Below are 15652 nucleotides of genomic sequence, written 5' to 3' on the forward strand. Positions count from 1 at the left end.
TCATCGCCGTCGGCTGACTTCAAAATTTTTGAAGTCCCCCCGGGCCTCCCTCGCCCCGCTTCAGAGGGAAGCCCACTCCACACGCGTGGCACGAAGCTTGCCCATGTAGGCCGGACACGCGCCGGTCTCCGAGAGGAGGCAAGGCGCCTTCCTGTCCTGTGTGGAGGCTGAGAGAAATGAAGTCCAACGAGCAGAAGGCCGGTGAAGTCGGCTCGCTCCGCGCGGTGCTGGCCAGTGACTTGCCCGCCTCCCTGGTGGTCTTCCTGGTGGCCCTGCCGCTGTGCATGGGCATCGCCCTGGCCTCGGGCGCCCCCATCATGTCCGGCCTCATCGCCGGGGTGGTGGGCGGCCTGGTGGTGGGCATGTTCGGCGGTGTGCCGCTGCTGGTGAGCGGCCCGGCCGCGGGCCTGGCGGTGATGGTGTTCGGCTTCATCCAGGAGCTGGGCTTCGCCGCCACGTGCGCCGCGGTGGCCGCCGCGGGGCTCATCCAGATGGCGCTCGGCGGCATGAAGGTGGCGCGCGCCGCGCTGGGCATCTCCCCCGCCGTCATCCACGGCATGCTGGCGGGCATCGGCATCCTCATCGTGCTGGGCCAGCTGCACATCGTGCTGGGCGGCGCGCCGCAGTCCAACGCCTGGGCCAACCTGCGCGAGCTGCCGGGACAGGTGGCCGACCTGCACGGCCCCGCGACGATTCTGGGGCTCGTCACCATCGGCCTCCTGGTGCTGTGGCAGGTGATGCCCAACAGCCGCCTCAAGAAGGTGCCCGGGCCGCTGGTGGCGGTGGTGGGTGCCTCGCTGGCGGCGGCGGTGTGGGGCGCGGACGTGAAGCGGGTGGAGCTGAGCGGCAGCCTCTTCGAGAGCCTCCAGCTGCCCGCGCTGCCCTCCAACTGGGGTGCCTTCGCGGCCGCGGTGCTCTCGCTGGCCCTGGTGGCGAGCGCCGAGTCGCTGCTGAGCGCGGTGGCCACCGACAAGCTGCACACCGGCCCGCGCGCCAACCTGGACAAGGAGCTGCTCGCGCAGGGCCTGGCCAACACCCTCTCGGGCCTGATGGGTGGCCTGCCCATCACCGGCGTCATCGTGCGCAGCGCGGCCAACATCTCCGCGGGCGCCAAGACGCGCGTGTCCGCCATCCTCCACGGCGTGTGGATGCTGCTCTTCGTCTCCCTGCTGGGCTCGCACCTGGGCCTGGTGCCCCTCACCGTGCTGGCCGGTCTGCTCGTCCACGTGGGCGCCAAGCTGGTCAACCCGCACCACATCCAGGAGCTGCGCAAGCGCGGCGAGCTGTCCGTGTACGTGGTGACGGTGGCCGGCGTGGTGGGCATCAACCTGCTGGCCGGCATCGCGCTGGGCTTCGCGGTGGCGGTGGCGCGGCTGCTGTGGCGGCTGGGCCGCGTGCAGGTGCACGTGAAGCAGGAAGGCACCATCCACCAGGTGCGCGTGGGCGGCGCCCTCACCTTCGTGGGCGTGCCCCGGCTGTCCTCCGCGCTCGCCGCCGTGCCCACCGGCGCCCAGGTGGAGTTGGACCTCGCGGTGGAGACGCTGGACCACTCCGGCTACGAGGCCCTGGAGAGCTGGTGTCAGAACCACCGCAAGACGGGCGGCAAGGTGTGGATGGAGCCGCTCGAGGAGGTGTGGACGCGCAAGGGCTCCACCGCCGCCAACAAGTCCGCTGTTCCCGTTTCCGCTGCCACGACTCTTTCCTCGGAAGGTGCCTAATCATGAAGAAGCTCGTTCAGGGTCTCCTCGATTTCCAGCGTCACAGCCTTCCCGCCTACCGCTCCACCTTCGCGCGGCTGGCGCATGGCCAGGCTCCCGACTGTCTCTTCATCGCCTGCGCTGACAGCCGCGTGGTGCCCAACCTCTTCGCGTCCACCAACCCGGGTGACCTCTTCGTCATGCGCAACGTGGGCAACCTGGTGCCGCCCTCGGACTCCGCGGGCCTGTCCCTGAGCGACCGGTCCGAGGCGGCGGCCCTGGAGTTCTCCCTGCTGACGCTGCCGGTGAAGGACATCGTGGTGTGCGGGCACTCGGGCTGCGGCGCCATGAAGGCGGTGCTGTCGGGGTACAACGACCAGAAGACGCCCAACCTCAGCAGCTGGCTGGACGTGGGCCGCCCCGCCCTGGCCGCCTTCGAGCGCGGTGGCAAGCTGGGCGAGGGGCTGGCCCCGTATGACCGGCTCAGCCAGTACAGCGTGCTGCAACAGCTCGAGAACCTGAAGACCTACCCCCTGGTGCGCGATCGTCTGGCGGCCGGCACGCTGCGGCTGCACGGCTGGTGGTTCGACATCGGCCAGGCGCGGGTGCACGCCTACCGCCCGGACCTCGAGCGCTTCACCCCCATCGATGAGCTGGAGGGCGAGCGGATGCTCAAGGAGCTGGAGGACAGCAGCGCCCAGACGTCCAGCTCGGCCGCCTGAGCGGGCCGGGCCCGGAGTGCAGCAAGTGAAGTGAGCGGAGAGAACGAAGCCGGACGTGCCGCCCCCCCTCGGCCGTCCGGCTTCGGCCTTTTCGCGCGGCGAAGAGTCCTTGGAAAAGCCGCCGCCCTCCCTAGGATGGGCCCATGGATGCAGCCCAGCGGCTCGCGGCGGAGGACGCCTTCGAGAATGAGACGTTCACGGACCTGGACCTCCAGGGAGCCGATCTCGGCCAGAAGGAGTTCTACCGGTGCACCTTCCTGCGGTGCCAGTTGCAGGAGAGCCGCTGGAAGGAGAGCAAGCTCGAGTCCTGTGTCTTCACCGGCTGCGACCTCAGCCGCGCCCTGCTCCAGTACACGGGGCTGAGGGGGGTGCGCTTCGAGGGCTCCAAGCTGATGGGCATCGACTGGACGACGGTGTCGCCCAACCCCGAGGTGGAGTTCGACACCTGCGTCCTGCGCTACACGTCCTTCGTCGGCCTCAGCCTGCGGCGGACCGCCTTCCGGCGCTGCTCCGCCCTGGAGGCGAACTTCTTCGACCTCGACCTGACGGAAGCGGACTTCTCCGGGACGGACCTCACGGGCAGCAACTTCCGGGGGTGCAACCTCACCAAGACGGACTTCTCCACCGCGGTGGGCGCCTTCCTCGATCCGGCGAACAACCGCGTCAAGGGCACCCTCGTGCCCGTCGAGACGGCCGTGCTCCTGGCCCAGTCGCTTGGAATGCGCGTCTCGGGCTTCAACGACGACGCGGGTGAACGCCCCAGCCGCAAGAGGTCCCGCTCATGAGCCCCGCGAAGAAGGCCACGGTGAAGAAGGCCACGGTGAAGAAGACCACGGCGAAGAAGGCACCCGCGGAGGAGCTTCCGATCATCGCCTTCGCCCGTCCCCGCGACTGGGGGGACTGGCTCGCCTCGCACCATGCGTCCTCGCGCGGCGTGTGGCTGAAGCTCGCCAAGAAGGCGTCCGGCATCGCGTCGGTCACCTACGCGGAGGCGCTCGAGGTGGCGCTCGCCTGGGGGTGGATCGACGGCCAGAAGAACAGCCACGACGACACGGCGTGGCTCCAGAAGTTCACGCCCCGCGGCCCCAAGAGCATCTGGTCGAAGATCAATCGCGACAAGGCGCTGGCGCTCATCGCGGCGGGCGAGATGAAGCCGCCAGGGCTCGAGCAGGTCGAGCGCGCGAAGCAGGACGGACGCTGGGAGGCGGCCTACGACTCGCCGAGCCGCGCCGCCGTGCCCGAGGACCTGTCGGCCGCCCTCGCCACCAACCCCCGCGCCGCCGCGTTCTTCTCCACGCTCGACTCGGCCAACCGCTACGCCGTGCTGTTCCGGGTTCACACCGCGAAGAAGGCCGAGACCCGCGCCCGGCGCATCGCCCAGTTCGTCGAGATGCTCGCCCGGCACGAGAAGCTGCATCCCTGAGACCCCACCCGGCAGGCTCCCGGGCCCGGCCTCATCCCACCTCCCGTCTCTCCCGGACCTCCGGCCGGTGCAGATGCAGGCCCCTCCTCCGGACAGCCGGGGGGGTCTCGGCGGAGTTGTGACTGTCGTTCGACACGGACACCGCGAGCTCGCCCGCCAGCCTGGCGTCCTGGAGCGAGCTCGTGATGAGCTCGATCAACTCGGAGGCGACGCCAATGAGCTCCTGCGAGCTGTAACCCTCGGTCAGAAGCTGTCGAAAGATGCTGCGCGCGATGATCCGGGGGCCTCTGGCATCGGTCCTCATGAAGCTCGACTCCTCTAGAAAGACAGAGGGCGGACCCGGATTTGTGATGCTCAGTGCGAGCCATCGGCCGGCAGGCGCGGCTCGGGGGAATCGTCAGAGCCACCGGACTCCCTGATCGAGCAGGTGATGAGCGCGATCAGCTCGGAGGCAACGTGGATGAGCTGATTCGGATCGAGACCATAGTCACGGAGCTGCTCGAACAGGTCGCGCGCGGGGATCCGGGGATCCCTGGCATCGGTTGGCATGGGCACACCTCTTGTTCCCCAGGGGTAGAGGGATGCGCGGGGCTCTGTGATTGTTCTCTACCCGCAGCTGCCCGGTGCCCCCCTGCCCCGCGTCCACCGGAGCGTCTACGATGGCCCCGTGGGTGGTGCCCCACCGAAAGGCTCCTTCTCATGTTCCGTTCGCCGCTTCGCGCCCCTCGTACCGCCGTCCTGTGGACTTCGCTCCTCCTGCTCGGCGCAACGCCGGCGCTCGCCCAGGAGCCCTCGAGGACCGCCGCGTCCGCCAGGCCCCCGGAGTCCGCCAGGCCCCCGGAGTCCCCCTGGGCCTACCTCACCCTGATGACCGGGCCCCTGGAGCGCGTCGAGGCCAGCTTCGCGGAGCTGCACGTTCCGCTGCCTCGCGTCCTCCAGCGTGAGCACCTCGAGCGGACCTTCGGCTTCATCGGCCCGGGGGGCCTGCGCGGCACGGGCTCGCTCGGGATGCGGATGGGCGCTGGCGAGCCCGGCTCCACCGAGGCCAGCGGCCACATGATCTTCCCCGTCCACCCGGACGCCGCGCCGCTGGAGGCCTTCACCTCCCGCGGGGCCAGGCCGCTCCCGGACTCCAACGACACCGTCCGCATCAAGGGCGTGTTCTTCCGCCGCCCCCCGGGCTTCCTCGTCCTGGGCCCCCATACCCAGGCGGACATCACCGGGTACGATCCGCAAGCCGACGAGGATCGCCTCGCCGCTCCCGGCGTGCTCGCCGAGATCGATGTGGACCTCGCCCGCTGGCGCAAGACGGACCCCTCCTCGTTCTACCGGATCCTCACCCAGAACGACGGCGAGAAGCCCGCCAAGGAAGACCATGTCTCGGCGCTCGGCCGCAGCATGGGAACGCGCATCTACGAGAAGCTGCTGGACCGCGTGCGCCTCACCTTCCTGGACGCCGGCACCGGCCTGCGCCTGCGCGTCGAGCTGGAGCCGCTCGCCCCGGGAGAGATCTCACCGCTCCCCAAGCCCGCCTTCCCCCGCGCGGCCATCGGCCGCGTCGACATCGCCTACGCCTCCGCCGAGTCCTCGCAATGGATGCAGGGCGTGACGGAGCAGTTCATGAACGCCGCCGAGAAGGACAACCTCTTCACCGATGAGCGGGGCACCAGCGTCGACGTCGAACAGGTGCGCGAGGTGCTCCGGGAGGCCTTCACGCTCTTCTGGTCCGCCGACGCCCTCTCCATCGCGGTGGAGCCCTCCAAGGGGAAGCTGCTCTACCACCAGGTCAACCAGTACCGGAGCCCCGCCGGCTTCACGGAGCGGGTGGCCGCCCTGGTGGAGAAGCTGAATGCGCTCGACCGGAAGCCGGGCCAGCACAAGGAGGGCCTCGAGCTGAGCACCTACGGCGCCTCGGGGGCCCGCGTCACCCGGCTGACCTTCCCGGGCAGCAAGTTCACGGTCGACTTCGTGGAGTCGGGCACTACGGTGCGCATCATCGCCGCCGAGGACAGCAAGCGCCGCCTCCCCGCCCTCCTCAAGCTCCCCGACGACGGAACCCTCTCCTCGAGCTTCTCCGGCATGTTCGACCTCAACGCCGCCGTGGACGCGTACCTCTCCACGGGTGGGCACCTCCCCTTCCCCCTCCAGCTGCGCACGCGCGAGGGCCTGCGCGGTCAGCTCATCACCTGGACCACCCGGGCCGAGGGCTCGGCCGCCGTCGTGGACTTCGACGTCCCCAAGCCCCTCGCCCGCGCCCTCCTCCAGCTCCAGGCGAGCCGGGTGCACGAAGCGGACGCCTCGGAGCCCTGACGGACGCGGCTCCTTCTCGTTGACAGGCCACCGCCCGGACCACATACCAGGGCGGCCTTTCCCTTCCCTACCGGAGCCACCCCATGTCCCTGTCCATGTATCAGGCCTCCATCCCCGTCTTCATCCACATGATGGGCAACCTGTCGGTCATCCTCGACAAGGCCGCCGCCTATGCCGAGACGAAGAAGATCGACCCGTCCGTGCTCATCAACGCCCGGCTGGCCCCCGACATGCGCCCGCTGTCCTTCCAGGTGCAGGTCGCCAGCGACATGGCCAAGGGCTGCGCCGCGCGGCTGGCGGGAATCGATCCCCCCAGCTTCCCCGACACGGAGAGCACCTTCCCCGAGCTGAAGGAGCGCATCGCCAAGACGATCGCCTTCCTGAAGTCGGTGAACGCGGCGCAGATCGACGGAACCGAGGAGCGCGACGTCGTCCTGAAGATGCGCGGCCAGGAGACCCGCTTCAAGGGCCAGCCCTACCTGCTCACCTACGTGCTGCCCAACTTCTATTTCCACCTCACCACCGCCTACGCGATCCTCCGCCACAACGGGCTGGACATCGGCAAGGCGGACTTCCTCGGCGTGCGCTGAAGAAGGACACGGCCCGGCTCCTGGAACCCCGGGAGCGGGCCGTGTGAAGGAGCGGACCGGGCTAGATGGAGACGAGCCGCAGGGGGACGGACACGGGCGCCCGGAAGAACAGGGAGTAGATCCACTGCACCTTGTCGGTGGCCAGCTCGAACCGGCTGAACGAGGCCAGGATCGTGTCCAGCGCCACGCGCGCCTCCATGCGGGCCAGGGGGGCCCCCAGGCAGAAGTGGATGCCATGGCCGAAGGCGAGGTTGGCCTGGACGCCCCGCTCCGGATTGAACTTGTCCGCATCCGGGAAGTGGGACTCGTCGCGCAGACCCGAGGCCAACAGGAGCAGCACCGGTGCCCCGGCGGGCAGCCGCACACCGCCCAGCGTCGTCTCCCGGGTGGTCACCCGCAGCTGGCAGTGATTCGGGGGCTCGTAACGCAGCACCTCCTCGATGAACGGGTTGATGAGCACATCGTTGCTGCGCAGGCGGTCGAACCACTCCGGGTTCTTGGCGAGGATCAACGCGATGTGGCCCAGCAGGAACGTGGTCGTCTCCAGCCCCGCCACCAGCAGCAGCACGATGAAGGACACGACCTCCTTGTCCGTCAGGCCCGCCCCGTTCTCCTGGACCCGGAGGAGATCCGTCACCAGGTCATCCATGCCCGGCTTCGCGCGGCGCTGCTCCAGCAGCTTGTGGATGTACGTCTCCACCTCGCCCATGGTCTGGCGCACCTCATCCTGCCGCGCCAGATCGTCCGGAGCCACGAGCACCGCGCCGCTGAGGTCGTCCGCCCAGCGCTTGAACTGCTTTTGCAGCGAGGGATCCACCCCCAGCAGCAGGGCCATGAGACTGGCCGGCATGCTCAGGGCGAACTCGGAGAGGAAGTCCACCGTCCCCCCCGCCGCCGACTGGAACAGCAGGTCCACGAGCCGCGAGGCGACATCGCGGGCGAACGGCTCCATGCGGGCCACCACGGACTGGGTGAAGGCGCGGCTGACGAGGCTGCGCAACCGGGCATGCTGTTGCGGCTCCGCGAGGTTCATCCCCTCCGAGACGGGGTTGGTCCGCCCCAGCCAGGGCGGCTCGGCGGAGATCCGCAGCTCCGACGACGAGAACAGCTCCGGGTCCTTGAACACCGTGAGGATGTCCTCATACCGGGAGACCGCCCAGAACCCATTCGGATCCACCTGGCTCACGGGGGCTTCCTTCCGCAGCTTCGCGTAGAAGGGGTAGGGGTCCTCACGGAATGCGGGGGACATCAGGTTCAGCCGCTGACTCATGATGGGTTCTTCCTGCTGGTGGTACGGCTCGCGAGCTGCGTGAGCCCCGATAAACGTTTCCCCAGAAATACCTCATTCTGTCCGGATGCGGACCAGTCACGTCACGGGACCGACGGCATCACGCCCACACCTGCGCCTACCTGGTGGGAGCACACGGACTCCTCCGAGGCGAGAGCAGGCGGGCGTGCAACGGTTACAAGGTGGGAAATTCCGTTCCAGTAGAAAGGCCAGTGCGAAGTAACTCCTCCGGTCACCCGGGGTAGCGGACTTCCCTCTCGTTCCAAGGGCTTGCACAGGTAGACCCTGCCCTGGGGGGTGGGTGGGCCAGCCTTTGCACAAGCAGCCGGGCGGAAGGAGTCCTCCGCGTGTCCGCCCGTTCCCGCTCCGCTGGTTTCACCCTCGTCGAAACACTCGTCGTCGCCGCCATCATTGGCATCCTGGCGACCCTCGCGAGCCTCGCGGTGTTCCACGGCACCACCCGCGTCCGGGTGAGCAATGCCGCCTTCGAGGTGGGGGCGCTGTACACCGCCGCACAGATGCGCGCCACCAGCATGGGCGTGCCCCATTACGTCGTCTTCCATGACGACGGCTCCGAGTTCGGCGTGTACCTGCTCGAGCGCGCCGACTCCGTTGGCAGCTTCAACTGGGCCGCCGAGGACGTGCTCAACGCCGCCAGCGTGGGCGGCGTCCGCCACGAGCAGTTGCGGCTCTCCCACGAGGGCGGCCTGGGCTTCTTCGACCTCGGCGCGCCGCGCTCGGAGCTGAGCACGCTGCCCGCGCCCTTCTCCGCCATCCCGCTCACCCCGTCCGGCTCGGGCCGGCTGCTGGGCGGCTGCACCTTCTGCTCCGAGGGCACGGGCGGCGCCCGGGGCGTCATCCGCTTCTCTCCCGATGGCACCGTCCGCTTGATGACCGGCGGCACGGACGCCGGGGGCGTCATCGCCTTCGCCCCCGATTCACGCGGCGGCCAGCCCGGCACGCCCCGCTGGGTCGTCATCGCCGCTCCCGCCGGCGCCATCCGCATCTACTAGGAGGACCCGTCACCATGTCTCCGCTTCCCCGCGCGAAAAGCGCCCGTGGGTTCAGCCTCATCGAGGCCATGGCAGCACTCGCCATCTTCTCCATCGGCCTGCTCGGCGTGCTGCACATGAACGTGCTGGCCAGCCAGCAGAACGGGCTCGCCCGGCGCCAGTCCACCGCCAGCAAGGTGGCACGAGACCTGGTGGATGCCTTCGAGCGGCTGCCCTACGAGCACACGCTGCTGTCCACCGAGAGCACCATCGCCCCGGCGGACCCGCGCTTCGCCCGCTTCGACGAGGTGGATGGGCGGGTGAAGCTGGCGGACGCGCTGGCCCTCGTCGGCGAGCGCCCGCTGCTCGGCGCCGCGCACGCCAGCGTGAGCGCCGACGGCGCCGGCTCCCGGCCCGGCTCGCAGCCCATCTATGAGGTGGCCTGGCGGGTGGCCCCCGTGAAGAACGCGGATGGAGACACCGAGGCCCGCCGCATCCTCGTCATGGTGCGCTTCCCCACCACGGCGGGCGGCTTCAAGCAGGTCAACGTCTGGGCGGTGAAGGCCAACCCCCAGGCCATGGGCCGGGGCGCCGCGGCCATTCCGGAGATCTGACCATGCGCGCGCCCCGCCGTCCTCACGGCTTCACCCTCATCGAGCTGCTCGTCGGCACCGCCATCGGTGCCCTGGTGCTCACCGGCATCGGCCTCGTCTTCGTCTCGCAGGCCTCGCAGTACCAGGCGCACGCGAGCCGCCGCGCGGTGCAGTCCAGCGTGCGGCAGGCCATGGGCTTCGTCGAGCGGCACGTGCGCAACGCGGGCTACGGCGTGGACCCGGACCGGGCCATCCTCGCCTATGACTCCTTCGACGCCGTCAGCAACGCGCACGGCGTCGGCTACCCGGACGGCATCACCGTCCACGCGCGCGACCTGTACTTCCGCCGCCGCGCCACCACGGTGGGCACCGACTTCCTGCGCCTGGATGCGCCGCTCCAGCGGCCCCTGCGCAAGGGGGAGATCCTCCTCGTGCTCTGCCCCGGCGCCGTGCGCTACGCCTACGTGACGGTGGGCGAGACGGCCCCCGCCAAGGCCACCTCCGTCAAGCTGGACACCACGCCGGCGCCGGTGGACTCGCCCGCGGGGCCTCCGGGCGCGCTCTTCCGCGAGGTGGACACGCTGAGCGAGGCCTGCTTCCACGACTCGGAACCCCCGGTGGTGGTGCGGGTGGAGCGCTCCAGCTTCTACGTCACCTCCTTCGATGATGACGGCAACCCGGCCACCGCCAGCAGCACGCCCTACCTCATGCTGCACCGCGGGGTGGACATCAACGACGACGGCGCCATCGACGGCGCCGATGCCACGCCCCTCGCGGTGGGCATCGAGCAGCTCCAGGTGGCCTACATCCTCAACACCCTGGGCGACACGCCCCCGCCGCTGGTGGGGGTGGACGACGACGTGCCCTGGGGCGAGACGTGGCACATCGCCACGCCCGAGCTGGAGCGGCCGCGCCTGGAGGACGCCTACTCCTCGCCCCGGCGCCTCGGCTCGCACCCGGCCAACATCCGCCAGGTGCGCCTCACCCTCGTGGCGCGCAGCACCCGCGCCGACTCGCAGCGCCAGGGCGATGACGTGCTCACGCCCGGAGCCGCGGGTGCCGAGGGCCCCGCGCTCCCCTCCGGTACGCCCACCTGGCGGCAGCTGGAGAACCTGGGCACCACGCCCGCCAGCGCCTTCGACCCGCGCGGCGGCGGCTTCTCCCGCGCCGTGCTCCGCGGCTCCATCGCTCCCAAGAACCTGCTGATGCGCTCCCAGTTCACTCCCGTGCACCGGGGAGGAGGTTGAGCCCATGAGTCCCCGTCCCACCGGCCCCCGCGGTATGGCCCTCGTGATGGCGCTGCTCGTCGTCGTCCTCGTCACCCTGCTGGTGGCGGGCGCCATCTCCTTCACCGGCACCGAGCGCAATGCCTCCGTCCTCCAGACGCGCGAGGACTCGCTCTCGGCCTGCACCCAGGCGGCGCGCAACCTCTTCCTGGCACGGCTGCGGGTGCTCACCCCCGGCAGCACCGCCCAGGTGCACCTCGATGACGCGCACGGCTCCGGCATCATCCGCGCGGGCCACTTCACCGGCGCCACGCCCTCCCCCACGCTCACGCACGTGGAGCGGCTGCCCGCCAACGCGGTGGGCGCCTCGCGCGGCGCGGCCCGCGACATCAGCAACACGCTCGGCGACGCCGCCGAGGGCGCCTATTGGTACTCCGTGACGGCGCTCTGCCAGGAGTACCCGGGCGGCCCCGAGCGCGAGGTCGAGTTCGTCATCCGTGTCGGCCTTCAGTAGCAGCCTCTCCCCCGAGGAATCGATTCCATGAACGCCCGGAGCCACCTCCGCCGCCTGTCCGCCACCGCGCTCCTGCTCACCTCCGCCCTGGCCGCTTCCGCCACGCCGGAGGACGCCGCGGGCAAGGCCGCCTGCTGTCAGCTCACCACCTCGCTCACCGCCGAGGCCCTTCGCGGCCAGGACATCACCGGCGATGAGCGCTTCTTCATGAGCGAGGGCACGCCGCCCAACGTCCACTTCCTCATCGACACCTCGGCCTCCATGCGCGAGCTGCCCCAGGTGCAGGAGGGCAACCACGAGGCCTTCTTCGCCGCCGGGGACGGCTGCTCCAACCCGGACCTGCTCGCCATGCAGGCCGCCAACGGGTGGGACCCCACCGTCAAATACCCGGTACCGGATGCGGACCACCCCTCCCTCTTCCAGGACGACAAGTTCTACGCGTACATGTTCTGGGAGGACCTCAACGCGCCCACCTCCCAGTGGAACACGAAGGAGGAGGTCTGCGCCTACCAGCACCCGGCGAGCGCGGACCCGACGCGGACGCTCTACAACGCGTGCCTCTCGTGCATGCAGACGAAGGGCTTCTACAAGCGCCCCGGGGCCACGGGCTCCCGGCCGGGCACCGACCCGAGGCGCTACACATATGCCTTCTCGGGCCGCTTCCTCAACTTCAACCCGCCCAAGTACGTGACGGCGAAGACGGTCCTCAAGGGCATCCTCCGCGACATGCGCCAGGTGCGCGTGGGCATCAGCTACTTCGACGCGGACAACTCGGTGCACGGCGCGCTCATGTCCATGCCGCAGGGCCCCACGTGCGAGGCGCTCAGCGCGGATCCGCGCGCCTTCGAGACGGTGCGCCCCAGCTACCTGGCCGCCGTGGACGCGCTGCGCTTCAAGGCCGCCACCCCGCTGGCCGAGTCGCTCCTCAACGTCGGGCAGTACTTCTCCTCCAGCAACGCCGTCTACACGGACGTCTTCGGCTTCGACACCAGCTTCCTCAAGAGCGGCTTCCAGAACGCGCTCCTCTCGCGCCCGGAGCGCAGCTGGTGCTGGGCCTGCCAGGCCACCTCCATCGTCATCGTCACCGACGGCGAGCCGAGCGCCGACGAGCACGTGCCCGCCGGCACCCTCGAGGAGCTCAACGGCGGCGCGGTGGAGTGCCCCGCCTCGGAGCCATGCCCGGAGGACGCGCTGCACAAGCTGGATGACGTGGCGAAGCTGCTGGCCACCCAGGACCTGCAGACTGGCGCCGCGGTGGGGGACTTCGACCCCGGCGGCCGGCAGAGCCTCACCATCCACGCCATCGGCTTCGGCATCAACGCCAACATCCTCAAGAACGCCGCCCGCGTGGGAGGCGGCCTCTACTACCAGGCCAACGACGGCGCGGGGCTGAAGCAGGCCCTGGAGGACATCATCGCCAACGTCAACCGGCGCTCCACCTCCTTCTCCGCCGCGTCCACCTCCGGCGCGCAGCTGGGCTCGGCGAGCGGCACGCTGGTGCCCCGCCTGCGTCCGGGCCGCGACCGCGACGAGCCGTGGCGCGGCTACCTCTACCGCTACAAGCTCGCCTCGGAGCTGCTGCTCGGCTGCAAGGCGGCGCTCGCCGCCGGGGGTGGAGATCCGGCGGACCTCAACCAGGACAAGGACTGCGAGGACGTGCACCTCATCGACATGGACGGGGACGCCGTCGTGGAGAACGAGGTGGGCGACTTCGTGAAGCTGAAGGACCGGCTCGTGCCCGCCAGGCCCTTCTGGGAGGCGGGCCAGAAGCTCAAGCCCTCGGCGGTGGCCTCGCAGCGGTGGAAGACGCGCGACATCTACACCCTCGTGGACAACGGCGGCCCCGGCGGTGGGCCGGACGGGAAGCTGGACTCGCACGACACGCCGGTGGCCTTCACCGAGGCCAATGCCCCCGCGCTGCGCGAGTACCTGGGCGTCACCGCCGCCGGGTGCACCGTGGCCGGCGAGAAGCTGGGCCCGGACGACTGCGCCCGCGCCGTCATCCGCTACTACCGCGGCGCCGACGTGCTCAACACCGACAAGACGCGGCGCGACTTCGACCGGCCCTTCCTGCTGCATGACATCTTCCACTCGGCGCCGCAGAGCGTGGACCCGCCCATGCCCCGGGAGTTCTGCGGCTTCTCTCCGCAGTGCCTGCAGACGCTCTACTCGGGCCGCACGGAGCAGAAGAGCTACATGGAGACGAGCACGGGCCGCACGCGCGAGGCGTATGACGAGTACGTGGCGCGCCACGAGCAGCGCGACCGGGTGGTGCTGGTGGGCTCCAACGGCGGCATGCTGCACGCCTTCCACAACGGCAGCCGCACGGGGAAGGATCCGCTCACCGGCCTGCCGCGGCACGACGAGGGCACGGGCGAGGAGCTCTGGGCCTTCATCCCCCCGGACATGCTGCCCAAGCTGCTGCCCAAGCTGGGCCAGCATGGCTGGTTCGTGGACGGCACGCCCATGGTGCGCGAGGTCTGGCTGGACGGGGTGGGCGCCGCCGGAGACGCGGTGGCCGACGGGAAGAAGCAGGCCAGCGAGTTCCGCACCGTGGCGGTGGTGGGCTCGGGCACGGGCGGGGTGCACCGCTTCGCCCTGGACGTGACGGCGCTGATGGCCAGCCCGGGCGCGGGACAGCCGGGCCGTCCTCCCAGCCAGAAGGGCGACTTCCTGTGGATGTGGCCGCAGCCGTGTGACGCGCTCGCGCTCCAGCTGGGCGAGAGCGATGGGCACTTCGCGCCCCGTCCTCCGCCCATCGGCCCGGTGGCCCTGGCGGACCCGGGCGGCCCGTGGCGCGTGGCGGGCAAGCCGGCCCGCGAGGAGTGGGTCGTCTTCTTCAACGGCGGGTATGACCGCTCGCTCAGCCGCGGCCGGGGCCTGGCCATGGTGGACATGAAGACGGGCGAGACGCTGTGGAGCTTCTTCCACGGCGACGGCAGCGCGCGCTCCGAGCACCTGCGCCACCCCTTCGCGGCCAGCGTGGCGATGATGGACATCGGCGGCGAGCTCAGCTCCAAGCCGGATGGGGATCTGCTCTTCGACACCGCGACGGTGGCGGACTACGGCGGCCAGGTGTGGACGGTGCGCTTCTGGCAGCCCGGCGAGCGGCCCGCGGACGGAGGCAAGGTGGGCAACTGGTTCGCCGCCCGCGCCTTCCAGGTGAAGGCCCCCGCCCCGGACACCGTGCGGCCCGCCTTCAGCTACATGACGTCCAACACGGTGCAGCCGGACACGGGCTTCCTGCGCACCTTCGTCGGCACCGGAGACCGCTACAACCTCGCGGAGAGCGCCGGGACGACGTGCCGGCTCTCCAACCCGCTGGGGTGCGCGCAGCTCGGCTGCCGCGCGAGTCAGACCGTCACCGTGGAGCGCGCCGGCTCGACGCTCTGGAGCGCCAGCACCACCTACGCCGACTACACGTACTCCTCGAGCACCCCCACCCCGGCGGCGGAGGGGGCCACCTGCGGCTCGACGAAGGTGTCGCTGGCCTGGGACTACGGCGCGGCCAACGGCTGCACGGCGAGCGCCTCGGGACGGCTGGAGTACACCTGTGACGCCGCCGGGTGCCGGGCGACGAAGGACGACTGGGTGCCCGTGGCCGCGACGAAGCCGCTGCCGGCCACCAGCTCCCACCGCTTCTACGGCTTCTGGAGCTACGGGGTGAAGAAGGCGCGCACCTTCGACACCGGCACCGAGGCCACCGCGTACGAGGCCGGCCTGCTCACCGAGGACTCCCTGGTGGACGTGTCCCAGTTCGGCTCGGACGGGCGGGTGTCGGCGGGGGCCCGGGAGGCCGGCTCGCTGGAGGCGGGCTGGTACGTGCGCTACGGCGCCCCCCGGGAGCAGACGGGCAGCGGCACGGCCATCGTCAACGGGTGCGTGCTGTGGAACAGCTTCGAGCCCGGGGCCGGCGGGGGCATGTGCGCCGCCTCCGGGGGCCACAGCGCGCGCGTCTACCAGGCGGGCTTCGTGGGGGGCTCGGCCAGCTGCGCCGAGGGCTTCTCCACCGTCTCGGGTACCTCCGGCGGGCGGAGCTGGAAGCGCTTCGAGCAGCGGGACGTGGTGGCCGCCCCGGCCGACCCCGTGCCCCAGCGGAGCCTGGAGACGGTGGACATCGTCCTCAACGAGCCGGGGACGGGCCCCCGCCGCGTGGGGGTCTCCCTGGAGAACGAGGCCCTCCAGTCCCTCTACCAGCTGGAGCTGGACCGTTCCGGCCATGACTGCCGGCACGAGGCCACACGCTGCGAGTAGCCCGCAACCATTGATTCCGGGCGGGGGCTGGCGTAGGCAACGG

Annotated in this window: 14 protein-coding genes; 11 read left to right on the forward strand and 3 right to left on the reverse strand. The window is 70.5% G+C overall.

What is annotated here, in order from left to right; genetic code table 11:
* Positions 1–176: 176 nt before the first annotated feature.
* The 4 genes from NR798_RS41860 (at position 177) to NR798_RS41875 (ending at position 3842) form a co-directional block, all read left to right on the forward strand.
* Positions 177–1718: a SulP family inorganic anion transporter gene (locus tag NR798_RS41860; protein ID WP_375768193.1), complete on the forward strand. Its 1542-nt coding sequence runs from the start codon at positions 177–179 to the stop codon at positions 1716–1718.
* A 2-nt stretch (positions 1719–1720) separates the two neighbouring features.
* Positions 1721–2419 (forward strand): carbonic anhydrase, encoded by a 699-nt coding sequence (locus tag NR798_RS41865; RefSeq protein ID WP_375768194.1) that lies wholly within the window; start codon positions 1721–1723, stop codon positions 2417–2419.
* Positions 2420–2562: 143 nt separating this feature from the next.
* Positions 2563–3204, forward strand: a complete 642-nt coding sequence (locus NR798_RS41870; protein WP_375768195.1) for a pentapeptide repeat-containing protein — start codon at positions 2563–2565, stop codon at positions 3202–3204.
* A complete protein-coding gene (locus tag NR798_RS41875) occupies positions 3201–3842 on the forward strand; it encodes a YdeI/OmpD-associated family protein (protein ID WP_375768196.1) in 642 nt (213 codons plus the stop codon). The genes NR798_RS41870 and NR798_RS41875 overlap by 4 nt, the downstream gene beginning before the upstream one ends.
* A 31-nt stretch (positions 3843–3873) precedes the next feature.
* On the opposite strand, the gene NR798_RS41880 is transcribed toward NR798_RS41875, so the two are convergent.
* Together NR798_RS41880 and NR798_RS41885 are read right to left on the reverse strand one after the other, a co-directional pair.
* Positions 3874–4146 carry a hypothetical protein gene (locus tag NR798_RS41880; RefSeq protein ID WP_375768197.1) on the reverse strand — a complete coding sequence of 91 codons (273 nt, stop codon included), beginning with the start codon at positions 4144–4146 and terminating at the stop codon, positions 3874–3876.
* 50 nt (positions 4147–4196) lie between these two features.
* Positions 4197–4391 (reverse strand): hypothetical protein, encoded by a 195-nt coding sequence (locus tag NR798_RS41885; RefSeq protein ID WP_375768198.1) that lies wholly within the window; start codon positions 4389–4391, stop codon positions 4197–4199.
* Positions 4392–4541: 150 nt separating this feature from the next.
* Here NR798_RS41885 and NR798_RS41890 point away from each other — a divergent pair, with 150 nt between their 5' ends.
* Positions 4542–6152, forward strand: a complete 1611-nt coding sequence (locus tag NR798_RS41890) for a hypothetical protein (RefSeq protein ID WP_375768199.1) — start codon at positions 4542–4544, stop codon at positions 6150–6152.
* Positions 6153–6235: 83 nt separating this feature from the next.
* A complete protein-coding gene (locus NR798_RS41895) occupies positions 6236–6742 on the forward strand; it encodes a DUF1993 family protein (protein ID WP_375768200.1) in 507 nt (168 codons plus the stop codon).
* A gap of 61 nt (positions 6743–6803) precedes the next feature.
* Here the strand turns inward: NR798_RS41895 and NR798_RS41900 are convergent, their stop codons facing one another.
* Positions 6804–8012, reverse strand: coding sequence for a cytochrome P450 (locus NR798_RS41900; protein WP_375768201.1), 1209 nt, complete (start codon positions 8010–8012; stop codon positions 6804–6806).
* Between the two features lie 365 nt (positions 8013–8377).
* Between NR798_RS41900 and NR798_RS41905 the strand changes: the two genes are divergently transcribed.
* The 5 genes from NR798_RS41905 to NR798_RS41925 are packed head-to-tail and all read left to right on the forward strand — an operon-like array spanning position 8378 to position 15609.
* Complete coding sequence (locus tag NR798_RS41905) at positions 8378–9043, forward strand: Tfp pilus assembly protein FimT/FimU (protein ID WP_375768202.1); 666 nt, start codon at positions 8378–8380, stop codon at positions 9041–9043.
* A 14-nt stretch (positions 9044–9057) separates the two neighbouring features.
* On the forward strand, positions 9058–9636 hold the full coding sequence (locus NR798_RS41910; RefSeq protein ID WP_375768203.1) for a prepilin-type N-terminal cleavage/methylation domain-containing protein: 579 nt from the start codon (positions 9058–9060) through the stop codon (positions 9634–9636).
* Between the two features lie 2 nt (positions 9637–9638).
* Entirely contained in the window at positions 9639–10862 is a 1224-nt protein-coding gene (locus tag NR798_RS41915; RefSeq protein WP_375768204.1) for a PilW family protein, read from the forward strand.
* Positions 10863–10866: 4 nt separating this feature from the next.
* Positions 10867–11355, forward strand: a complete 489-nt coding sequence (locus NR798_RS41920) for a hypothetical protein (RefSeq protein ID WP_375768205.1) — start codon at positions 10867–10869, stop codon at positions 11353–11355.
* A 27-nt stretch (positions 11356–11382) separates the two neighbouring features.
* A complete protein-coding gene (locus NR798_RS41925; protein ID WP_375768206.1) occupies positions 11383–15609 on the forward strand; it encodes a pilus assembly protein PilY in 4227 nt (1408 codons plus the stop codon).
* Positions 15610–15652: the final 43 nt, after the last annotated feature.

The sequence above is a fragment of the Archangium gephyra genome, assembly GCF_042230915.1.
Classification (GTDB): Bacteria; Myxococcota; Myxococcia; order Myxococcales; family Myxococcaceae; genus Archangium; species Archangium gephyra_B.